This is a genomic window from Streptomyces sp. NPDC000348 (assembly GCF_042898795.1).
Lineage (GTDB): Bacteria > Actinomycetota > Actinomycetes > Streptomycetales > Streptomycetaceae > Streptomyces.
The window spans coordinates 1-20,727 of record NZ_JBIAZD010000034.1 but is presented as its reverse complement, the minus strand read 5'-3'; the positions used below and the strand labels follow the sequence as shown (position 1 = coordinate 20,727).

General features: G+C 68.1%; 16 protein-coding genes and 6 pseudogenes. 9 read left to right on the top strand and 13 right to left on the bottom strand.

All coding sequences use genetic code 11. The annotated features are described in order from the left end of the window. Window positions 1-50: 50 nt before the first annotated feature. The 3 genes and pseudogenes from ACFY3N_RS35375 to ACFY3N_RS35365 all read right to left on the bottom strand — a co-directional run. A pseudogene (locus ACFY3N_RS35375) lies at window positions 51-614 on the bottom strand (IS30 family transposase); the annotation flags it as partial. Beyond that, on the bottom strand, window positions 530-1,270 hold the full coding sequence (locus ACFY3N_RS35370) for an ISAs1 family transposase (RefSeq protein ID WP_390820894.1): 741 nt from the start codon (window positions 1,268-1,270) through the stop codon (window positions 530-532). The pseudogene ACFY3N_RS35375 and the gene ACFY3N_RS35370, both read right to left, overlap by 85 nt. A gap of 337 nt (window positions 1,271-1,607) precedes the next feature. Then, window positions 1,608-1,982 carry a VOC family protein gene (locus ACFY3N_RS35365; RefSeq protein ID WP_390820891.1) on the bottom strand — a complete coding sequence of 125 codons (375 nt, stop codon included), beginning with the start codon at window positions 1,980-1,982 and terminating at the stop codon, window positions 1,608-1,610. Between the two features lie 112 nt (window positions 1,983-2,094). On the opposite strand from ACFY3N_RS35365, the gene ACFY3N_RS35360 reads away from it, so the two are divergent. After that, a complete protein-coding gene (locus ACFY3N_RS35360) occupies window positions 2,095-2,487 on the top strand; it encodes a winged helix-turn-helix transcriptional regulator (protein WP_390820890.1) in 393 nt (130 codons plus the stop codon). Window positions 2,488-2,496: 9 nt separating this feature from the next. Here ACFY3N_RS35360 and ACFY3N_RS35355 read toward each other — a convergent pair whose 3' ends face one another. The 4 genes and pseudogenes from ACFY3N_RS35355 to ACFY3N_RS35340 form a co-directional block, all read right to left on the bottom strand. Then, a complete protein-coding gene (locus tag ACFY3N_RS35355) occupies window positions 2,497-2,919 on the bottom strand; it encodes a hypothetical protein (protein WP_390820889.1) in 423 nt (140 codons plus the stop codon). Continuing rightward, a pseudogene (locus tag ACFY3N_RS35350) lies at window positions 2,916-3,744 on the bottom strand (IS5 family transposase). Before ACFY3N_RS35350 ends, ACFY3N_RS35355 begins: the two are co-directional and overlap by 4 nt. Window positions 3,745-3,776: 32 nt before the next feature. After that, entirely contained in the window at window positions 3,777-4,124 is a 348-nt protein-coding gene (locus ACFY3N_RS35345; protein WP_390820888.1) for a hypothetical protein, read from the bottom strand. 64 nt (window positions 4,125-4,188) lie between these two features. Continuing rightward, entirely contained in the window at window positions 4,189-4,782 is a 594-nt protein-coding gene (locus ACFY3N_RS35340; RefSeq protein WP_390820887.1) for a SigE family RNA polymerase sigma factor, read from the bottom strand. Window positions 4,783-5,608: 826 nt separating this feature from the next. Between ACFY3N_RS35340 and ACFY3N_RS35335 the strand changes: the two genes are divergently transcribed. The 3 genes from ACFY3N_RS35335 (at window position 5,609) to ACFY3N_RS35325 (ending at window position 7,882) form a co-directional block, all read left to right on the top strand. Continuing rightward, window positions 5,609-6,367, top strand: a complete 759-nt coding sequence (locus ACFY3N_RS35335) for an IS6 family transposase (RefSeq protein WP_390820886.1) — start codon at window positions 5,609-5,611, stop codon at window positions 6,365-6,367. Between the two features lie 144 nt (window positions 6,368-6,511). Next, on the top strand, window positions 6,512-7,105 hold the full coding sequence (locus tag ACFY3N_RS35330) for a TetR/AcrR family transcriptional regulator (RefSeq protein WP_390820885.1): 594 nt from the start codon (window positions 6,512-6,514) through the stop codon (window positions 7,103-7,105). Between the two features lie 87 nt (window positions 7,106-7,192). Continuing rightward, window positions 7,193-7,882, top strand: a complete 690-nt coding sequence (locus tag ACFY3N_RS35325; RefSeq protein WP_390820884.1) for a type 1 glutamine amidotransferase domain-containing protein — start codon at window positions 7,193-7,195, stop codon at window positions 7,880-7,882. A 1,497-nt stretch (window positions 7,883-9,379) separates the two neighbouring features. Here the strand turns inward: ACFY3N_RS35325 and ACFY3N_RS35320 are convergent. Beyond that, window positions 9,380-9,952, bottom strand: coding sequence for a TetR/AcrR family transcriptional regulator (locus tag ACFY3N_RS35320; protein ID WP_390820883.1), 573 nt, complete (start codon window positions 9,950-9,952; stop codon window positions 9,380-9,382). A gap of 86 nt (window positions 9,953-10,038) precedes the next feature. Between ACFY3N_RS35320 and ACFY3N_RS35315 the strand changes: the two genes are divergently transcribed. Continuing rightward, window positions 10,039-10,917 (top strand): SDR family oxidoreductase, encoded by an 879-nt coding sequence (locus ACFY3N_RS35315; protein WP_390820882.1) that lies wholly within the window; start codon window positions 10,039-10,041, stop codon window positions 10,915-10,917. An 80-nt stretch (window positions 10,918-10,997) separates the two neighbouring features. Continuing rightward, the gene (locus ACFY3N_RS35310) at window positions 10,998-12,527 is read left to right on the top strand and encodes an FAD-dependent monooxygenase (RefSeq protein ID WP_390820881.1); all 1,530 of its coding nucleotides are present in this window, start codon (window positions 10,998-11,000) and stop codon (window positions 12,525-12,527) included. Between the two features lie 121 nt (window positions 12,528-12,648). Here ACFY3N_RS35310 and ACFY3N_RS35305 read toward each other — a convergent pair. Continuing rightward, window positions 12,649-12,777: pseudogene (locus ACFY3N_RS35305) on the bottom strand (DNA mismatch repair protein MutT); the annotation flags it as partial. A 126-nt stretch (window positions 12,778-12,903) separates the two neighbouring features. On the opposite strand from ACFY3N_RS35305, the pseudogene ACFY3N_RS35300 reads away from it, so the two are divergent. Further along, window positions 12,904-13,766, top strand: a pseudogene (locus tag ACFY3N_RS35300) (IS5 family transposase). Window positions 13,767-13,897: 131 nt separating this feature from the next. On the opposite strand, the gene ACFY3N_RS35295 reads toward ACFY3N_RS35300, so the two are convergent. Both ACFY3N_RS35295 and ACFY3N_RS35290 read right to left on the bottom strand, forming a co-directional pair. Further along, window positions 13,898-16,159: a M4 family metallopeptidase gene (locus ACFY3N_RS35295; RefSeq protein ID WP_390820880.1), complete on the bottom strand. Its 2,262-nt coding sequence runs from the start codon at window positions 16,157-16,159 to the stop codon at window positions 13,898-13,900. Between the two features lie 589 nt (window positions 16,160-16,748). Beyond that, window positions 16,749-17,085: pseudogene (locus ACFY3N_RS35290) on the bottom strand (transposase family protein); the annotation flags it as partial. Window positions 17,086-17,287: 202 nt separating this feature from the next. Here ACFY3N_RS35290 and ACFY3N_RS35285 point away from each other — a divergent pair. After that, window positions 17,288-18,132, top strand: a protein-coding gene (locus tag ACFY3N_RS35285) for an IS5 family transposase (protein ID WP_390820879.1) whose coding sequence is annotated in 2 segments (ribosomal slippage) — window positions 17,288-17,638 and window positions 17,641-18,132 — 843 coding nt in all. Because the reading frame shifts where the segments join, the coding sequence is not laid out codon by codon here. 105 nt (window positions 18,133-18,237) lie between these two features. Next, on the top strand, window positions 18,238-19,113 hold the full coding sequence (locus tag ACFY3N_RS35280) for a C45 family autoproteolytic acyltransferase/hydolase (protein WP_390820878.1): 876 nt from the start codon (window positions 18,238-18,240) through the stop codon (window positions 19,111-19,113). Between the two features lie 54 nt (window positions 19,114-19,167). Here the strand turns inward: ACFY3N_RS35280 and ACFY3N_RS35275 are convergent. After that, window positions 19,168-19,971 (bottom strand): annotated as a pseudogene (locus ACFY3N_RS35275) (IS5 family transposase). 62 nt (window positions 19,972-20,033) lie between these two features. Further along, window positions 20,034-20,375 carry a hypothetical protein gene (locus tag ACFY3N_RS35270; protein ID WP_390820877.1) on the bottom strand — a complete coding sequence of 114 codons (342 nt, stop codon included), beginning with the start codon at window positions 20,373-20,375 and terminating at the stop codon, window positions 20,034-20,036. Window positions 20,376-20,727: the final 352 nt, after the last annotated feature.

Sequence of the window (20,727 nt, the reverse complement as noted above, 5' to 3'; positions counted from 1 at the left end):
CGACAGGGCCCGGGGCATCGGCGAATTCCAGGGGCCGTTGCAACACGTGATCACCGACGTGCGGTGGCGAGCAGTCTGGACAGACGCTCGGCTGGGGTTTCCCAGCCGAGCGTCTTGCGTGGGCGGCTGTTGAGTTCGGCAGCGACTGTGCCGAGGTGGGCGCGGGTGTGCCCGGACAAACTGCTGCCCTTGGGGAAGTACTGCCGCAGGAGGCCGTTCGTGTTCTCGTGGGAGCCTCGTTGCCAGGGGCTGCCGGGGTCACAGAAGTGGACCGGAACGTCCGTGGCGGTGCTGAAGGCGTCATGGGCAGCCATTCCAGCGCCTTGGTCCCAGGTCAAGGACCGTTTCAGGTGAGGCGGAAGAGCCTGAACGGTGTCGACCAACGCCTGGCGGACGGCAGCAGTTCCATGGCCGTGGGGAAGACGGACCAGCATCAGGAAGCGAGTGCTGCGTTCGACCAGGGTGGCGATGGCGGAACGGGAGCTGCTGCCGATGACGAGGTCACTCTCCCAGCAGGACCGATGCGTTCTCAGGAAGTGATCTTGAGGAGTGTGACGTCTCGCACGTGGTGCAGGGCTTCCACGGACCAGTGGTCCTGAACGAGTTCGGCCAGACGTGCGGGGCCTGCCTGTTCGGGGAAGAGGCTGGTGACGGCGTAGACGGTCTTCGTCTGGACCCTGCCGGCCCGGTAGCTCACGCGGCGGCGTTTGATCTGTATGGCCTGGACGGCGTGCGGGAAGCGCAGACCGCGCGCGACGGTGCATACCTTGAGCCGGCGGATCTCACGCCGTCCATGGCCGGTTGTGGTGGTGCGGCCCTGCAACGGAATCTCGCTCCGAGGCAGGCGTTTGATCTGCTTGCGGAGCTTTTGCTGGTTGCCCTTGACCATCAGCAGATAGTGGCCGCCGGCCGCAACAATATGGTGGGCGTGCTCGCGCTGGGTGTGCATGCCGTCGACAGCCAGCCCGGTCAGCCGGTCAGGTTCGTCGACCGGGTCGGTGGCGCGGCGGGCCAGCCAGGCGCCCACCGCATTGTCGACCGTGTCCCCGTTCAGTCGTGCCAGCAGGCGTCCGAGAGTGGAGGCGTTCGGGGTGGCCCGGTTGAGCCCCAGCTGATCGTGCACCTCAGGCGCGGCGTCGGCCGCGAAGCGAGCGATCTGCGCAAGCGGTCGCGTGCCGCCGAGCACTGCGACCAGGCACAGACCCAGCAGTGAGCCGAGCCGGTATCGGAGTCCTCGTACCCGGCGCGGGTCGGGGAGACGGTCGAACACCTCGGCCAGCGTGTTCAGTTCGTAGGGGTCCGTGGGCGGACAGGGCGCGGCTGCGTCCTCGAAGTGGTGCGTGAGGACGCTGATCGGAGAAGATTGCACGCGGGCGCGGCTTCAGGTCGATCTTCGGTCTCAGAGGGCGGTTCGTGAGTCTTTGAGTGATTCTGTGGTCGTCTGATGGTGTGAGGTGTGGGCGGAGGTCCGCGGTGCGTGGTCTGCTGGGGTTGGCTGGGTGAGTGAACGGAAGCCGTGTACCAGCGACTGCTCGTCCGGCTAGTTGCTGGCACGCGGCTCCCGTTCGCAAACAGCCCCGTCGTGCTTCGAAGGAGCCGGCCGACACCTACGCGCCGAGTACCTGACGCCGCACCTCCGGCTTCCATTCGACGTACTCGGCCTCCACTCCGCCCTGATGACGGGCGTAGAGGAAGCGGCCGGTTGCGCTGGTTGCCTCCTCTGTGGTGATCTCGGCGCCTGCCTCGTCCAGTGCCACGCGCGCCTGGTCCAGGTCGGAGACAATCACTGTGGCCGTGGCGTGGGCATACCGAGCGCGTTCCTCGGCAGGTCCGGCGATGACCAGGAAGTCACCGATGGCGGCGAGCTCGATCTCATCGAAGGCGAAGTGCAAGTCCGGACGCGTTCCCGTCAGGCGCTCCAGCAGGGGGAGGGCCGTGCTCAGGTCGTCGGCCCAAACGCGGGCGTACGTCTTGAGGATCATCGTTGCTCCAGGGGTCCGTTCAGGCTGCCGTGGTTTCCAGCAGATACGGACTAACCGTAGGAGAGTATGCTCCGAACTGGAAGAACGCACCTTTCCGTGAGAGGGGCACCTCGTGGTAACCAAGCACCCCGCCCGTGATCCGGCCGACACGGATCTCACCCGCGCCGACTCGCTGGCCCGTGAGGTCTTCACGGGCGTGGCCAACAAATGGGCGTTGCTGCTCATCAACGTCCTGGCCGACCGAACCCTGCGGTTCACCGAGCTGCAGACGCAGGTCGGAGGCATCAGCCACAAGATGCTGTCCCAGACACTGCGGCACCTCGAACGGGACGGGCTGGTCGACAGGACCGTTCATCCGGTGGTGCCGCCACGTGTCGAATACCGCCTCACCGAAGCCGGCCAGGCACTGCGCGCCACGGTCAACGGTATGTGCGCCTGGACCCGTACCTATCTAGACCACATCGAGGAGGCTCGGCGCCGGTTCGACTCCGCCCGTGCGGTGTGACGTGGCTGGCTATGGCCGTGGCTGGGTGAACAACCCCTGCTCGGGCTCTGTCAGGATCCCGCGTTCGGCCAGCCGCTTGAGCTTCAGCCGGACGTTGTTGACGTTGCTGGGCGCGATCTCCAGATCCATCGCCTCGCAGACCGCCCGTGCCCGCAGCGGGGCGTCGGCCGCGGCGAACACCGCCATGATCTGCCGGTAGGCCGGACGGTCCGGCAGCTTCGCGGCCGGCGGCGTCGGCGGGGACGGATCGGGCAGCGCCAGCAGGGTCTTGCGGGTGATGCGGATCTCCTCGGCGACCCGGTCGAACTCCTCCAGTTGCGCGGTGAGTTCCGCGATGCGTCCCCGCGTAGCTTCGGCCTGCGCGGCGATCTCGCGCTCTTGCTCCTCCAGGTGCGTCAGCACCGCTCCCAAGGTCAGCTCGCTGCCGCTCATGCGCCGCGCCAGGTGGGGGTGGAGGTCGCGGTGAGCATCCGGGCCATCCGGTCGCTTATGGCCCAGTACACCCTCGACTCGGCGGAGGCGGGCCGGTGCTCGTAGTCCCGTACCAGCCTGCGGTGCAGCATCATGATCCCGTTCACCTGTTCCACTACCCACCTCTTGGGCTGCGGGACGAACCCGCTGTCTGCCGGGTTGCGCTCGACGACTTCGACGTCGATGCCCACCTTCTGCCCGTGGTCGACGACGGTGGTCTTGAACCCCTGGTCCACCAGGGCCCTCTGCACCGTGTCGGTGTCGGCGGCGACCTTGTCCAGCAAGGCGATGCCGGCAGCGTTGTCGTGCGCGGACGCGGCCAGCACCACCACCGCGATCACCAGACCGAGAACATCAACTGCCAGGCCGCGCTTGCGGCCTGGGACTTTTTTGCCGCGTCCCTTCCGGTGGTGTCGGCGGGCACCCCGGCGGCCGTGTGCAGGCTCTGGGTGTCGAGCACCACCAGGCTCGGGTCGGCCTTGCGCCCCGGCTCTCGCGGACCTGCCAGCGCAGCAGGTCGTGGATGGTCTGGTCGGTGCCGTCGTCGCGCGACTTGTAGAAGTAGTACTTCACCGCGCCGACCGGGGGCAGGTCGTGGGGGAGGTAGTCCCACTGGCAGCCGGTACGGGACTGGTAGAGCAGGGCGTTGACGATCTCCCGCATCTCGTAGGCGCCCTGATGGCCACTGACGGAGGGATGCCGGGCCTTCCAGGAGGCGATGACGGGCTCGATCAGGGCCCACCGCTCGTCGGATAAGTCGCTCTTGTAGGGCTGGCGGTCGCTCACGAAGAACACTCCAGCACGACAGGACTCCCCGATCAGTCCCGATACGCCAGTGCCACACGTTCCAGCGACAACAAACGCGGCATCACGCCACATACCGCTCTCTGAGACGCGGGCGGGCTTGGTGAATGCGAGGGGGTGCCAGCGGGATGGACCGGGCTGTCTGAAATGCCGTACCTGACGGCGAGCAGTACACAAGCAGCGGCCGCAGCCAGGCCGAACAACACAAGGGCGGTCCGGCGGGAGGGGAGGAAAGACCACCTGGGCCTGACGGGAAGGGCGGCCAGCCGCAGGTCTTTCACGTCAACGCTGTTGGCGCGGGCTTCCAGGGCGTCGCGCAGTCGTTGTTCGATCGCCTCGTTGCGGATCCGGTTGCGGCTCATCGCCAGATCTCCGCAGGCCGCCGACAGCACAATGGGCGGGGGCGTGGCTGAGAGGGGTGCCCGGTCATCGAGGTGTCTCCAGGTGTCTGCCGAGAGCGTCCAGGGCCCGGCTGGCAGTTGACTTGACCGTCCCGCGGGAGACGTTGAGGGTGTCGGCGATCTGGGCTTCGGTGAGATTTGACCAATAGCGCAGGACCAGGACCTCGCGCTGCCGACGGGTGAGACGCTGCAACGCGTTGATCACTTCCTGATGGGTCTCGGCAAGGAGCACGCTCTTGTCGGCGGGCGGGACATGGCGTTCACGCTCAGGAATGTAGGCGCGTGCCGTACGACGCCGGCGCAGAACCGAGCGCGCCGCGTTGACCACATTGGTGCGCAAGTACGCCTCGGGGTCGTCCAGGTCCGCGAGCCGACGGCCGTGGCGGCGCAGGAGCGCCGCGAAGGCGTCCTGCACCACATCCTCGGCCGTGGGAAGGTCGTCCACCAGAAGCACGGCCAGCCGCACCAGTGCCAGGCGGCGATGCTGGTAGAGCTCGCTGAAGCCGTGCTCGTCCCCGGCTGTCGCCGTGCCGGAGAGTGCGGCTTCGACCAGTTTTCTCCCGCTGTCCTGTCGGCTTCCCGGTGAACGCAGAGCGAGTCCGTCCTGCGTTCGGCGCATCAGATTGGCTCCGCCACGGAACAAGGGGTGTACCGGTCTGCGCATGCTCCGCCACCAGGCAACCGACGTTGCGGCGGTTGGGAACGTCGCTGTTCTCACATGTCTCCTGGACGTCGCGGTACCGGTCCGTCCGCCCGGAGTCCCGGGCGGACGGACCGTGCGTGCAGGGCCCGAGCCGTGCAACGCGCAATCATCTGATGTCGCCGAACGACCTAGCGTCGATCAGCGGCCACACCACTGACGAGCCTCATCCGGCCGGAGCCGCGGGCGGCTGCGCCGGCTGGGCGGGCAGCGCGTCGGCGGGGACGTCTGTCTCGGAGCTCTCGCCAGGCGTCTCCGATCCGGACACGTAGGGCTTGGCGTGCTTCCCGGTGGAAGCGGACGTCAGAGGAGAAACCTTGTGCGCCTTCTGCGTATCGGCGGGACATCCGCCGCAGCGGATGCGGCGTGGGCCGTGAAGGCCCCACCAAGGGCCAGCGCGGCGCCCACTGCGCTGACACCCAGAGCGGCGCGGACCCGTCCCGGACGCAGGCTGCAGACGGCGTGACGTACTGACATTTTCGGTCCTCGAATCATCGGTTTCGGCTTGTTGGCTGACCGTCCGTCATGGGTGGCTTCCCTTGCGGCGGCCCTCTGCTGGAGGCGCATCCATCCCGACAGACGTCCGAAGGCCCTCGGGATTGCCGGTCGGGCGAGACAGCTACGGGGAAAGATCAGTGATCTGCGTCACTGGGCTTCATTGCCCTTGCCGTCCAGGGTGAGGACGGCTTTGGCGATTGACGCCAGCGCTTGGGACGGCGTTGTCACGTTGGCTGACCGGTCTGGGATGATCTTGGGGTTGGTTGTGCCGGGGAGGGGTTCGTTCGTGTCGTCCGCGTCGCCGTCGTACAAGGGGCACCGGTACCCGGTCGGGGCGATCGCGCACTGCGTGTGGCTGTACTTCCGTTTCCCGCTCAGCTTCCGCGAGGTCGAGGAGCTCATGCTCGAGCGCGGTGTGCTCGTCTCCCACGAGACGGTCCGGCGCTGGTGCGCGAAGTTCGGGCAGATCTACGCGAACGGCCTGCGCCGCCGGCGGCCCCGGCCGGGCGACAAATGGCACCTGGACGAGGTCTTCGTGAGAATCAACGGAGAGCGGAAGTACCTGTGGCGGGCCGTGGACCAGGACGGCAATGTGCTGGACATCCTCGTGCAGAACCGGCGGGACACGGCCGCGGCCAGGCGTTTCTTCCGCCGCCTGCTGAAGACGACCCGCACGGTGCCCCGGGTGGTCGTCACCGACAAGCTGCGCTCCTACGGCGCGGCCCACCGCGAGGTCATGCCCTCGGTCGAGCACCGCTCGCACAAGGGTCTGAACAACCGGGCCGAGAACAGCCACCAGCCCGCCCGGCAGCGCGAACGCGCCATGAAAGGCTTCCGTAGCGTTGGCGGAACCCAGCGGTTCCTGGCCGCGTTCAGCGGCATCTCACCCCACTTCCGGTCCCGCCGCCACCTGATGACCGCCCCCGACTACCGCGCCGAGATGACCCTCCGCTTCGCCATCTGGGACCAGATCACCGGCGCCGCCGGCCAGCCCGCCAAGGCCTGAGCACCGGCCCGGAACCCGGCCCCTACCACACCCCGACGCGCCGCCAGAGACCCACGCACCCAATAATGTGACAGCGCCCCCAGGACTCCCCGTACCGCACCCGTTTGTAGACGACCGGTCTATTTGCATGCTACGTTTTTTCTCATGCCCGCTACCGCACGCAGCACCGACACTCGACGAAGCATCCTTGATGTCGCTCAGCGGATCATGGCCCGCAAGGGCTACTCCGCGGTCGGTATCAACGAGGTGCTCGCGGAGGCCGGCGTGCCGAAGGGCTCCTTCTACTACTACTTCACTTCCAAGGACGCCTTTGGTGAAGCGCTCCTGAAGAACTACTTCGACGAGTACGTCTCCGACATGGACCGCGTTCTCGCGCAGCCCGGCAAGTCGGCCGCAGGGCGGCTCATGGCCTACTGGCAGCAGTGGCGGGAGACGCAGAGTCTCGACGAGTGCCAGGGCAAGTGTCTCGCTGTGAAGCTCGGTGCCGAAGTCGCAGACCTGTCAGAGACGATGCGGTTGGTCATGAAGGCGGGCACCAGTGCCATCGTCGGCCGTATCGAGCGCGTGATCGCCGACGGTCTCAAAGACGGATCGATCGTGATTGACGGCGATCCCCGCGGTACGGCGCAGGCCCTGTACGACATGTGGCTCGGTGCGAGCGTCATGGCCAAGATCCATCGCAGCCTCGCACCACTCGACACCGCTATGACTGCGACCCGGCAGCTGCTTCACCTCTGAGCCCGGCGGGTCCACACCCGGCCGAGAGGTGCGGGCTTTCATTTACCCAATCATAGACGACTGGTCTACTAGAAGGAGAAGCGCAGCATGAAGGTTCTCATCGTCCTCACCTCGCACGACGAGCTCGGCAACACCGGCCGCAAGACCGGCTTCTGGCTGGAGGAACTCGCCGCGCCCTACTACCGCTTCCAGGAGGCCGCCTGGGAGATCACCCTCGCCTCCCCGAAGGGCGGCCGGCCGCCCCTGGACCCCAAGAGCAACGAGCCGGACTTCCAGACCGAACTGACCCGGCGCTTCGAAACGGACACGGAGGCGATCACGGCACTGGCGAACACCGTCCGCCTGGACTCGGTCACGGCCGACGACTTCGACACGGTCTTCTACCCCGGCGGCCACGGCCCGCTGTGGGACCTCGCCGAGGACCCGGACTCCAAGCAGTTGATCGAGACGACCCTTCGTTCGGGCAAGCCGCTGGCAGTGGTTTGCCACGCACCCGGTGTCCTGCGCCACACCGTCGACGAGGACGGCACGCCGCTGGTGCAGGGCAAGGACGTCACCGGATTCGCCAACTCCGAGGAGGAGGGCGTCGCCCTCACCGACATCGTCCCCTTCCTCGTCGAGGACGAACTCAAGCGCCTGGGCGGCCGCTACACCAAGACCGAAGACTGGCAGCCCTACGTCGTCCAGGACGGCCTGCTGATCACCGGCCAGAACCCCGCCTCCTCGGGACCGGCAGCCGACGCCCTCGTCGAACTGGTCAGCAAGACGGGCGTGTGAGCGCAGACTCCCCGTTCCCTGCGTGACGCACGACCGCCCCGGCCGGACCGGATGCTGTTGGCGAATTGAGCCCGATCTTGGTGTGAGTTCATGCTTACTCCGAGATCGGGCTGCTTCAGGCACGAGCGGGGCTGCGAAGATGCGCTTCGTGGCTACGGATGCAGAGTGGGAGGAAATCCGGGGGAATCTGCGCTTCGGGCAGGTCCTTCGGGGCACTGTCTTGAAGGTTGCCCTTGCCGAAATCCTTGTCCGGGCAGGTCAGGCGGCATGCTTGTACTCGTGGAGAAGGCCGCCGAGTTGATCGCGTCGTCGTACCTCGAGGCAGGCGATCTGGTCCGGATCGACGATCGGCGGGGGCAACGGGTTCAACGAGCCGTCGTTCGCGATGCCCTGACGGGGCCGGTGCACATGGGAAAAATGTTCGAGTTTTTTGCAGGGCGTGGAGCGGATGCCGCTGATCCTGGATCAAGGTCCGGTCCAGCAGCTCGCGCCTACAGGTCTGCGCCCAGCGTTCCATGACCGCATTCATCCGCGGCATCCGGACACCGCTGAGCACGACCTCGATCCCCGCATCGGCGAGGGCTGCGTCGAACAGGACGGGGACTTCCCGTCCCGGTCCCGGATCGGGAACCGTGCCCGGCGGTCGACATCTTCCGGGCCCATGAGGGAATTCCTCGTGGCCTGCGCCACCCACGAGGCCGCCGGGTGTGCGGTCGCGCCCGGGATCCGGATCCGCCGGCCGGCGTGCTCGAGCACGGCGAACACCTACGGTCGTGCCCCGGTCAAGGGGGACCGTCTCGAAGAAGTCGCAGGCCACCAGCGCGTCGGCCCAGGAGCGCAGGAAGTTCGCCCACGTGCTGGAGGTCCGTTCGGGCGCCGGGGCGATCCCGGCCTCCCGCAGGATCTCCCAGACCGTGGAGGCGGCGGCCTTTCACGCCCGGCACCAGCAACTCGCCGTGGAGGCGCCGGCAGCCCCGCGCGGGATTCTCCCGTGCCAGGCGCAGCACCAAGGCGCGGACGGAGCGCACGGTGCGGGGTCGGCCCGGGTGCTTCGGCCTGGTCTCGGCGGCGCGGCGGCGGGCGACCGGGTCGCGGTGCCAACGGAGCCTCGTGTCCGGCCGCACCAGCAGCCGCAGCCTGCACAGCACGTTCCGTGGCAGCCGGTACAGCAGCGCCGCCGGGAAAGCCCGGTCACTCGGACCGAAGCGCACCTTCTCCTTACCGACTCCTTACCGAGTCGGCACTCCAGCACCGACAGCCGGTGGCGCAGGGCGAGGATCTCCATGTCCTTGTCCCGATCGCTCATCGGTAGCAGACGCAGCATGACGAACGCGTTCGCCATGCCCAAGTAGGCCAGTCGCAGCAGCACGGTCGGTCATCATGCCGCGTTGATCGACAGCCGTGCGACGGCACAGACGCGACCGACCGCATTCGACATCGCACACCCTGCACACCAGCTCCGATCAGGGCGGATGGGGTTATCGGCAAGCGCAGGGTTCAGTCGAGGGAGGAAATGGCCGTGCGCAATTCGCGGAGTTTCAGGCGGAGCAGTGCGGTCAGCTCCTGATCGCACGCGGGATCGACCCAGCGCGCGTAGGCGTCGGTGAAGGCGAGGACGCCCAGCCAGGCGGCGAGCCCGGCCGCCGGGTCGGCGATGCCGCGCCGGCGCAGCGCCAGCGTCATGGCGTCGGCGAAGGAGTGGTGCTTGAGTGCCTCCCGCTCCCGCAGGTCGCTGTTGCTCTCGACGACGGCGCGCAGGGCGGGGCCGATCGCGCGCAGCTCGGGGGTGAAGTTGCCCGCCGCCGCCTCCAGGCCGGCCGCGACGGCGCTCAGCGGCGTTGCCTCGTCGGGCGCGGTGTCGATCCCGTCGGCCAGCAGCTCGCACAGTACGTCCTGGCCGGCGAAGAGCACTTCCCTCTTATCCGGGAAGTGCCTGAAGAAGGTGCTTTTGGTCAGGCCGGCCCGCTGGGCGATCTGCACGACGGTGGTGTTGTCGTAACCGTGCTCGTCGAACAGTTCCACGGCGGCGCGTACAAGTCGTTCCCGCGCTTGCGGCTCCCAGCGGCTCATGCGCCCAGGATAGGCGATGGGACTTGGTCCCGTCACCGTGCTACGTTGACGGGACCAAGTCCCATCACTGTGGAAGAGAGCGACTCATGCGCGTTTTCGTCACCGGCGCCTCCGGCTGGATCGGTTCCCCTGTCCTGCGTGAACTCCTCGCCGCCGGGCACCAGGTCGTCGGCCTCGTCCGGTCGGACTCCTCGGCGCGTGCCGTGGCGGCGGCCGGGGGCGAGCCGGTCCTCGGCGACGTGGCGGACCTCGACGCCGTGGCCGCACTGGCCCGCGGCGTCGACGGCGTCATCCACCTGGCCTTCGACCACGACTTCTCCCGGTTCGAACAGTCGGTGAAGGAGGAGGGGGAAATACTCGGGGCACTGGGGGCGGCGCTGGCCGGTTCGGGAAAGCCCCTGGTGGTGGCGTCGGGAACCCCGGCGGAACCCGGCGTTCTCGCCACCGAGCGCAGTGACTCCGCCGGGGACGGTCCCGCCGCGGTGCGCGTGGCGAACGCCCGCGCCGTGCTCGACCTCGCCCGGCACGGCGTCCGGTCCTGCGTGGTGCGGCTGCCCCGGTCCGTGCACGGCGAGGGCGACGCCGGTTTCATCGCCCAGCTCGTCGCCATCGCGCGCAGGGACGGCGTTTCCGGTTACGTCGGCGACGGATCGCAGCGCTGGCCTGCCGTGCACGTGCTCGACGCGGCCCGGCTGTTCCGCGCCGGACTGGAGGACGCCCCCGCCGGATCGGTCCTGCACGCGGTCGGCGACGAAGGCGTACCCATCCTGGCCGTCGCCCAGGTCATCGGCAGGCACCTCGGTCTGCCCAGCGCGTCGCTGCCCGCCGAGAGCCTCGGCTTCCTCGGCGGCCTCCTCGCCGTCGACCAGCCGGCCTCGAGCGCCTACACGCAGGACCTGCTGGGCTGGTTCCCCCGCGAGCCCGGACTCCTGGCCGACCTGGAGGCCGGCCACTACTTCCGCTGACCGCCGCCGATGGCACCGCTTTCGTTCTCACGCGCACGGCCAAAACCGGCACATGCGCCAACAGACATGGAGCAGTACTGGTGAATGAGTTCGTCACCGAACATCCCGACGTGGTGATCGTGGGGGCAGGCCCGGTCGGTCTGATGCTGGCCGCCGAACTGCACCTGTGCGGCGTGCGGCCCCTGGTGGTCGACAGCGCGCACGAGCGCGCCCGGGAACCCAAGGCGGGCGGCATCGTGGGACAGGTCGTAAGGCTGCTCGACCACCGCGGCCTGTACCAGCGCATCACCGGGGACACCGAGCCTCCCCGGCCGCTGGAGGCGTACCTCTACGGCGGGATGACACTGCGCCTGCACGACTGGCCGGAGAACCAGCTGTACGGCTTCACCGTCCACCAGTGGGACCTGGAGACACGGCTGGAGGAGCGGGCGCTGGAGCTGGGCGCCGAGATCCGCCGCGGCAGCGAGCTGGTCGGCTTCGAGCAGGACGCGGACGGGGTGACGGTGCGGCTGACCACGGGCACGGTACGCACCCGGTACCTGATCGGGTGTGACGGCGCGCACAGCAGGGTCCGTAGGCAGGCGGGCATCGTCTTCACGGGAACGAGCAGCCCGTATCCGCTCACCTACGCCGCGGACGCCGTGCTCTCCGACGAGCACCTGGCGGAGCTGACCGACGACCACTCCACCCCCGTCGGCCTCACCTACCGGCGGACCGAGCACGGCGTGTTCGCCTGCGTCCCGGCCAATCCCGGCACGCACCGGGTCGTGACCATGGAGTGGGACAGGCCGGAGGAAGACGAGCCCGTCACCTTCGACCAGGTCCGCTCGGCGGTGACCCGCGTGACCGGCCGCGAGGTGTCGATGCGCCGACCGACCGGCACCGGCACGCACCTACTGCGCCGCCGGACGGGCACCAGTTCGCGTCTGGCGGAGCACTACCGACGGGGCCGGGTCTTCCTGGCAGGCGACGCGGCACACGCGCATTCATCGGTCGGCGCACCGGGTCTCAACCTCGGCCTGCAGGACGCGGCCAACCTCGGCTGGAAGCTGGCCGCCGAGCTGGGCGGCTGGGCGCCGCCCGGCCTGCTGGACACCTACCACGCCGAACGCCACCTGGCCGGACGCAGGGTGATGAGCTCCAGCAGGGCGCAGTCGGCACTGCTGGCCCCCGGGGCCGACGTCACCGCACTGCGCGAAGTGCTCGGCGGCCTGCTGGCGGACCCTGCGGCGACCCGCCGGATCGCCGCGATGATGTCGGGATCCGACGTCGTCTACCCGTCCGCCGCACCAGGCGGGCACCCGTCGACGGGCAGGTGGGTCGCCGACCTCCGGGTGAACGCCGACGGCGGCTCCGTGCGGCTGGCGGAGCGGGCGCGCCACGGCAGGCCGATGCTGCTGTGCCCGCCGCAGGCGGACACGCTGGCGGACACGGCCTCCCCCTGGTCCGACCGGGTGGACCTGCTGACCGTCACCGCCGCACCCGGGGCTCCGCCACGCGAGACGCTCCTGGTCCGCCCCGACGGGTACGTGGCGTGGGCAGGCACCGCACCCGCCGAACTCGCCGCAGCGCTGCGGACGTGGTTCGGCCCGCCGTCCCAGCACGTCTGACAATCACCGGTCACGACGCCGGGCGGGCGCCCCCTGCCCGCCCGGCGTCGTGACCGGCCCCGTAACTGGTGGGCTCGCATGTAGAGGTGTCGCGTATTCGGCGCGCAGCTTCGGCGGCTGATCACCCACTGTCACCGGCAATGGTGGTCCATCGCGGGTCGATGCTGCCCAGCCATGCGTCTTGACCGTCGGCCAGCGGTTGCTTCAGGGGAAGCGGGAGGAACCGGCAGCCGAAAGCGAGGTCGGCGTCGTCTCCGTCGCCGTCCAACTTCTCACGACTGCTTTCCGTGGTGAACGACGGCCCACAGGCGGACCTGCCGCCGAGCTGGACTAGGGTCCGTCTTCAAAGGTCATCTGGGTGGTGGATCATGGTGTCGTGGTACATCGTCATGAACTCACTGATCAGGAGTGGGAGTTGCTCGCTCCGCTGATACCGCGGGCCGCGATGGGACGGCCCCGGGTGTCAGACCGCCAGGTCATCAACGGGATGGTCTACAAGATCCGCACCGGCATCTCGTGGCGTGACCTGCCCGAACGCTACGGGCCTTGGCAGACGGTCTACACCCGCTTCCGCCGCTACGCGATCGACGGCGTGTTCACCCGGGCCCTGCAGCAGATCCAGGCCCAGGCGGACGCCGCCGGGGACATCGATTGGCTGGTCCAGATCGACTCCACCATCGTCCGCGCCCACCAGCACGCCGCCGCCACCGGCCGAAAAGGGGGAGACACCGGCAGGACGAACCGGACGATCACGCCCTCGGCCGATCCCGAGGCGGACTGACCACCAAGGTCCACCTCGCCTGCGACGGCAAGGGCCGTCCTCTGGCCCTCCTCGTCACGCCGGGCCAGCGCCATGACAGTGTCTGCGCACGCATCCTGCTCGAACGTATCCGCGTTCCCCGCAGCGGCCTCGGCCGGCCACGCTGCCGACCCGACCAGGTCATCGCGGACAAGGCTTACAGCTCCCGCGGTTTCCGCGCCTACCTGCGGTGACGCGGCATCGCGCACACCATTCCCGAGAAGGCCGACCAGCGGCGGCACCGGCTGCAGCGCGGGAGCCGCGGCGGTCGACCGCCAGGGTTCGACCGGGAGACCTACCGTCGGCGCAACCTCGTCGAGCGCTGCTTCAACCGGCTCAAGGGCTTCCGCGGCATCGCGATCAGATGCGACAAAACCGCCACCTCATACGAGGCAGCAGTCAGTCTCGCGTCACTCTTGCTCTGGGCAAGATCCGTTTGAAGACGGCTAGCCCTGGCACACTCCGAGATGCAGGACGCCACCGTGCCGCCTTGCCCCCGGTCAGTGGGGCGGAGCCCGGCCGTCCGGGGGAGACCGGGCTCCTTGAGGTCACGCCGCGGTGGACGGGAGTCTCAGAAGGCCAGGCTCCAGCCGTCGAGATATCCGGGGTCGACGGTGAAGATGCCGGGAGTGTTGTCGGTGACGCGCAGGTTCCATGTGCCGTTGGCGGGCACGGCCGACGCGTCCACGGTGAACGTGTCGTGGAGTTCTGTGCCCTCGTCCCAGACGAAGTCCTTCACCAGGATCACCGTTCCATCCTCGGCGACGAGGCTGATCACTTGTCCGCCGATGAAGTCGTGGACGAGGTCGACGGTCACCTTGAGGTCGTCGGGCGCGTTGCCGGTCCGCCCTGTGACGGTGATGGGTGACTCGACGGTGACCCAGTTGGGGATGTCGACCCGGGCCGGATTGGTGAAGAAGTCCCCGCCGGAGGCCAGTACGGACCAGGTGAAGGACAGTTCGCGGGTTTCCGAGGCGGAGTTCGTGACGGTGACGACCGTGGAGAAGTCGCCCGCCGCCGTCGGGGTTCCGCTGATGACCCCGGTGGCGGTGTCGATGTTCAGTCCGGCGGGTAGGCCGGTCGCGGCGTAGCCGAGAGTGCCGGGACGGGTCGAGACCGCGTCGATCCGCAGTTCGGTGGGTTGGCCCACTGCGGACTTCTGGGCGGACGGCACGACGGCCGCGATGTTGTTGACGTACGAGGGGCCGACGTTGACCGCGGCCCAGGCGTTGCCGACGGCCGTGTACGCGCCGTCGGCCATGCCGAAGAGGTCGTCCGCGGCCCGGAGTGTAGCGACGCGGGCGCCCGCGTAGTCGGTGCGGCTGGTCATGTAGACCGTCAGGGCCCGGTACCAGATGGCGGCGGCGTTCTCGATGCCGATGCCGGCGACCGGGTTGCCGTCATAGGTGGGGCTGTCGTACACGATGCCGTTGATGGTCTTCTGGCCGCTGCCTTCGGCGAGCAGGTAGAAGAAGTGGTTGCCCACTCCGGAGCTGAAGTGGGGGTCGAGCTTCCTGGTCTCCGAGGTCCAGTAGTCCTGGGACGTCCCCTTCGGGGAGGCGTCCTTGGAGGGCCGGTCCATGTACCGGATCGGCTGGCCGGTGCCGCGCAGGTCGATCAGCTCGGCCATGGTGTAGTCCGGCGTGTCCAGCGGGTTGTCCGCGTAGAACTCCACGGCTGCGGCCATGATGTCGCTGGTCGCCTCGTTGAGGCCGCCCGACTCACCCGAGTAGTACAGGTTCGCGGTGGCGTAGGTGACGCCGTGGCTCATCTCGTGGGCCACGATGTCCATGGAGGTCACGGGCCGGGCGTCGCCGATGCCGTCACCGTAGGTCATGCAGAAGCACAGGTCGTCCCAGAAGGCATTGGCGTATCCACTGCCGTAGTGGACCCGGGAGCGGGCTCCTACCCCGTCGTCGGCGATGCCGTTGCGGCCGAACCGGTCCTGGTAGAAGTCCCACGTCTTCTGTGCGCCGTATGCGGCGTCCACGGCAGCCGTCTGCTCATGGGCGGCGGTGCCGTCGCCCCAGTGATCGTCGTCGTCGGTGAGCAGGCTCTGCGTGTTGTCCTGGGCGAACGAGTAGGTCCGGTGGTTGCCGCGCGCCGGGTCGGTCAACTCGTACGCGGTGCCGTTGTGGACCGAGCCGATCCGCACGGGGCCGCTGTACTGACCCTGGCCCTCACCGGCGCGGACCTGCTCCGCGCTGTGCAGTTGCTCGCCGGTGGTGGCGTCAGTCACCACCTGGAGGCGGCTCGGGGTGCCGTCCTGCCGGACGCCGGTGACGAAGGTCTCCCAGGCCAGGACGGGTTCCCCAGAGCCCGCCCAGACGACTTGGCGGGGGGCCTGCGGAGTGGTGGCCTTGGCGGTTCCCTTCTCCTTGCCCGCTGCCAGCGCCTCCTTCCTGGCGGCGCCGACGGTGATGGTGGGCTTGGCCGTGTCAACAGCGATCTGCGCCGAGGTGGCCTTGGTGACGGCCCTGGAGGCGCCGTCCTGGTGGACGACCAGGTCGCCGCCGAGCACCGGGAGCCCGGCGTAGGTGCGCTCGTAGCGGGTGTGCACGGTACCGTCCGCGTCCTTGACGACGTCTCTCGGCACGAGCTTCTCGCGGTCGCCGAGCTTCAGCCGGCGGGCGGTGGCGGCACCGTCGGCGGCGGCCGACTTGAGCAGCTTCTCCCGCTCTTCGGCGGAGAGTTCGACGCTCCCGGCCTCAGGCTTGAGCCGGACCTCGATCTGCCGGGGCGCCCGGTCCTTGTCCGCAGCGAAAGCGGCCGGGCCCGCGGCTGCAGCGACCGGGAGCAGGAGCGCTCCCACGGTGAGCGCCGCGGTCAGCACCGCGCGCCTGCGCGGAGTGACAGCGTCCCGAGGAGGGTGGGATCCGGATATCGGAGGATGTCTTAACAACGACAGTTTGTCAGTCACTTCTGCAGCTCTCCTTGTGTCCGGCCGTACGCGCGAAGGCCGGTGACGCGGATACCGGACGTGAACCGGCACGACCGGGCCCAGGCGGCGGTACGCATCACCTGGAATAGCTCGATGCTTTCAAGAAATTAAGCAAACAGACAGAGATGGACGGTCGGTTGTCCAGATCTCATCGACTGGCCAACTGATCACTCAATGCACTTGAACAGAAACCCGCTTGAGGTAACACTTTCGCGCACTGTGCTTCTGAACAGCGGTTTTAGCGGTAAAGCTTTGCCAAGCAGACCTCTTCGTGTCACTGGAGGGCGCGCCCACGGTCCACGGGAAGCCAGGATCGCCTTCACGCCACCCATGAATCCGCATGTCGCCTGCCGGTCATCAAGATGTAACAGGATGAATGACCAACGGCACTTGCCTTCCTCTACCTTCAACTACTTGAAGGCAAATCGGAACCAAGGTGCATATTGCCGACGAGTTCGTGCACGGTAGGGCTCGCGGAGAATCAACATGCCGGTTTGATCTTCATGGGGTTGCTGTTGGCGAGGAACGCGGTGACGTCAGCGGGTGTCCGGAGTCCGGCTGCCGGGGGTGGAATGGTGCAGCCGTGCTCGGCAGGAGGGGCTGGACTTGGTGAACGGCCCTGGTGAGGGTGCTGGCGCTGACTCCGAAGAGAGGTGGGCGAGGAGGCCGCGGATGCCGAGTTTGCGCTGGTAGAGCACGGCGGCCAGGACTCTGTCGGCGGTGGTCGGCTTGTTCTTGGCTCCAGCGCCCTGGGCACGGATGCGCTGGCCTCCTCGCTGCCGGAGCCGTCCTCGCTCACGTGACTCATCCAGTCTCTGATCCCTCGCACCGAGGCGGCGGAAAAGTCAGAACAGTTCAACGAGGTTCTTTGGCTGATGAGTTGGGACGTCAAACACCTCTCTCGACGGCACGGGTGCCTTGTGCCTTGTGCGTTGTGGGAGACCACCCCGTCCCCCGACCGGTGGCCGCTCTTAGAACTCCTAACGAAATGATCTCCGAGGTGGTTGGATCACCCCGGGAATGTTGATCCGGGGGTGTGGGGTGGCTCGGTCGAAGCCGTGGGAAGTCGATGACGAGTTGTGGACGGTGATCGAGCCGCTGCTGCCCAAGGTTGAACGTCGGGTCCGGCATCCGGGACGCAAGCGGCATCCGGACCGGCTGGTGTTCCAGGGCATCCTGTTCGTGCTGCACACCGGGATCGCCTGGGAACACTTGCCGCAGGAACTCGGCTTCGGCTCGGGTATGACCTGCTGGCGCCGCCTGGCCGAGTGGACCGAGGCCGGTGTCTGGCCCCGGCTGCACGAGTTCCTTCTCGCCGAACTCCGTGCTGCGAACGCCTTGGACTTCTCCCAGGCGGCGGTCGATGGCTCCTGCATCCGGGCGTTAAAGGGGGAGTCAAGACCGGACGAAGCCCTGTCGACCGGGGCAGGACGGGCAGCAAACACCATCTGATCACCGACGTCAGCGGCATCCCGCTCGCCGTCTCCCTGACCGGCGGCAACCGCAACGACGTCACCCAGTTGATTCCACTACTCCAGGCCGTGCCGCCTGTGCGGGGCAAACGTGGTCGGCCCCGACGCCGGCCGGACGCTGTGCTCGGTGACCGCGGCTACGACCACGACAAGTACCGCCGGCTCGTCTGGGGCCTCGGCGTGAAACCGCTGATCGCCCGCCGGGGCACCGAACACGGATCCGGACTCGGCGCCCAACGCTGGGCCGTAGAGCGCGCGTTCACTCACCTGCACGGGTTCCGCCGCCTGCGGATCCGCTGGGAGATCCGCGACGACATCCACGAAGCGTTCCTCACCCCGGGATGCGCACTCATCTGCTGGCGACGCCTGCGTGCCCTTGAAAAGTGGGCCTGAAATTTAGTTGGGTCCTACCTCATGAGCCACTACGTCAAGACGTTCCATGCCATTGAGATCGGTGACGGCGCAGACGGTCGGTGGGCCGCGCATGTCCGTTCAGCCATGGCGAAGGCGGAGGACTGGCTGACCGAGGAGGGCCTGACCCCCGAGGGCGCAGCGCAGGCCCGACAACTCTTCGATACGCACATGCCCGAACTGGTCCCCGTGCTCGACCGACTCGCGGATCAACTGGACTCTCCTGATGCCAGGACGCTTCTCACCATGGCGACTGTGCGCCCGTTCTTCTCCGGCTGTACCCAGATCGGCCACGAAGGCACGCTGCTCAGAAACTACGACTTCGCCCCCGAGCACTGCGAAGGCACCATCGTCTCCTCCCGCTTCCTGCGCCCCGTGGTCGGCATGCAGGAAGCGGGGTGGGGCCTGCTGGACGGCATGAACGACGCCGGCCTCGCGGTGTCGCTCACCTTCGGCGGACGATTCGTCCACGGACCGGGATTCGCCATGCCCCTCGTGCTGCGCTACCTCTTGGAGACCTGCCGGACCGTCGACGAGGCGGTCGGCGGACTGCGCACCCTGCCCGTCGCGATCCCGCAGAACGTCACTCTCGTCGACCCGGACCGGAGCGTGACGGTTCACGTGGGCCCCGACATTCCGATGACCGAGGCACCGGACTCCTGCGCCACCAACCACCAGCACCTGCCGGTGCCTGACGAGCAGGAACGAACCACCCGGACACAGGCCCGGCTGGCCGCCGTACGGGCGGCGGGAATCGATGTCCCGGCGATGCTGCGACCACCGCTGTACCAGCGCGCGTACGACCACTGGCTGGGCACCGTGTACACAGCCCACTACCGCCCTGCTGAGGGCCGCGTGACGTACCACTGGCCCGGCGAGCACTGGGAACACACCATCGCCGAATTCACGCCGGGAGCACGCACCGTCGCCCTGGGGCTGTCCGGCGACAACAACGATCACTGACGCACAACCGACCGTCACCCGCACTCATTTTGTTAGGCGTTCTTAGACCGTGTCCTACGTGGTGAGGCGGATGAGTCGCTTGTAGCAGCACAGGGCGGCGGCGAGTCCGGGAAAGGCCAGGTAGTTGCGGGGATCGCGTTCGTAGCGGGGGCTCAAGCGGCGGTAGCCGGACAGCCAGGACATCGTCCGCTCGATGACCCAGCGGCGTCGTCCTCATCGCTTGCTGGACTCGATGCCCTTGCGGGCGATGCGCACGCCGATCCGCTTGCCGCGGAGTCATTTGCGCAGGTCAGCCCGGTCGTATGCCTTGTCGGCGTGCAGGCGCTGGGGCTTGAAGTGCCGGCCGCGGTGGGAGTCGTGTCTCGTTTGGTGGCCCTCCACCATGGGCTTCAGTCCTTCGCTGTCGTGGGTGTTGCCCGCAGAGACGCCGACGAGGAGGGGCAGGCCGTTCGTGTCCGACAGGACGTGCATCCTGGAACCCGGCCTGCCCCGGTCCACGGGGCTCGGACCTGTGTGTTCGCCCCTTTTTCAGCCCGGACATGGGCGGCGTCGAGCACGACGCGGGTGACGTCGATGAGGCCGGCGTCGTCAAGCCGGTGCAGCACGGCCCCAGACACCGGCTCTCGACCAGATCAGGAACCGCCGATGGGCGGTCGGCTTCGAGACGCCGAAGCACGGCGGCAACGCACGCCAGGCGCAGCCGGACACCAGCACGTAGATGATCGCGGCGAACAGCGTCTCATCAGGGATGTCCTGTGTTCCGCCGTCCTGCGGCCGCACCTTCGACGGAGGGACCAGCGGCTTCGCGATCTCCCACAGCCCGTCCGGAACGATCCAACTCCACGTACCCCGCCCCATGCCGAGTTCAACGACGCCTCACCACGTAGGACACGGTCTTAGGAATCACTGACTCAACGCCTTCAGACAACACAGGCCCGGATCTGTGATCCGGGCCTGCGCCGCGTCGGGGCCGACAGCCAGCGGGCGGCGAACACGGACTTGAGCGCGGTCCTGCGCCACCGATACAACCATTCGGTCATGTCCGTGCCGGACAGCCGCAGCAGATGGAATGCGACGAAGGGAGTCGGCCACTCTTCCACCGCCCGGGCCGCCCCGGCACCACGCCGGGCGAGCCGGTTCTGCAACCGCTCGAACGCGAGGCGGCCCGCGGCATCCCGGACGATCAGTTCGCCGTCGATCCCGGTGTCCTCCGGCAGCTGCGCCAGGGCCGCCGCCTGGATCTCGGGGAACGAGGCCGCCATGTCCGTACCGCGCCGTGAGCGCAGCAGCACCCGCCCGCACAGACGGCGAGCTGAGCGCGGTGGCCGTCCTTCTCCAGATTGCGACATGTCTCAGAGGCACCGAGTGGGGGTCTGCTTCGGCACGGGCACGACGGCGGCGGAGTGTCGCGCGGTGGCAGGTGACACCCTTACGGCGAGACGGTCATCGTGCCTGGAGCCGGGGTCGGCTCGGCGTTCCGACGTCTCTTTCGCCCGCAGCATCTCACCGGTTACTGAGCTTGTCGGCGTGATGTCGTCAGGGTGAGTCCGGTTGCGGCGAGGCATCCGTCGATGGTTTCGCTGCGGTACTGGAGTTCGCGGAGGGTGCGGCGCA

Bases quoted from the DNA above. Each gene is read 5' to 3' on its own strand.
- ACFY3N_RS35320 (WP_390820883.1), bottom strand. From the start codon at position 9,952: ATGAGCCGCTGGGAGCCGCAAGCGCGGGAACGACTTGTACGCGCCGCC.
- ACFY3N_RS35355 (WP_390820889.1), bottom strand. From the start codon at position 2,919: ATGAGCGGCAGCGAGCTGACCTTGGGAGCGGTGCTGACGCACCTGGAG.
- ACFY3N_RS35315 (WP_390820882.1), top strand. From the start codon at position 10,039: ATGCGCGTTTTCGTCACCGGCGCCTCCGGCTGGATCGGTTCCCCTGTC.
- ACFY3N_RS35330 (WP_390820885.1), top strand. From the start codon at position 6,512: ATGCCCGCTACCGCACGCAGCACCGACACTCGACGAAGCATCCTTGAT.
- ACFY3N_RS35335 (WP_390820886.1), top strand. From the start codon at position 5,609: ATGATCTTGGGGTTGGTTGTGCCGGGGAGGGGTTCGTTCGTGTCGTCC.
- ACFY3N_RS35340 (WP_390820887.1), bottom strand. From the start codon at position 4,782: ATGCGCCGAACGCAGGACGGACTCGCTCTGCGTTCACCGGGAAGCCGA.
- ACFY3N_RS35280 (WP_390820878.1), top strand. From the start codon at position 18,238: ATGGCGAAGGCGGAGGACTGGCTGACCGAGGAGGGCCTGACCCCCGAG.
- ACFY3N_RS35345 (WP_390820888.1), bottom strand. From the start codon at position 4,124: ATGAGCCGCAACCGGATCCGCAACGAGGCGATCGAACAACGACTGCGC.
- ACFY3N_RS35365 (WP_390820891.1), bottom strand. From the start codon at position 1,982: ATGATCCTCAAGACGTACGCCCGCGTTTGGGCCGACGACCTGAGCACG.
- ACFY3N_RS35270 (WP_390820877.1), bottom strand. From the start codon at position 20,375: ATGGCGGCCTCGTTCCCCGAGATCCAGGCGGCGGCCCTGGCGCAGCTG.
- ACFY3N_RS35325 (WP_390820884.1), top strand. From the start codon at position 7,193: ATGAAGGTTCTCATCGTCCTCACCTCGCACGACGAGCTCGGCAACACC.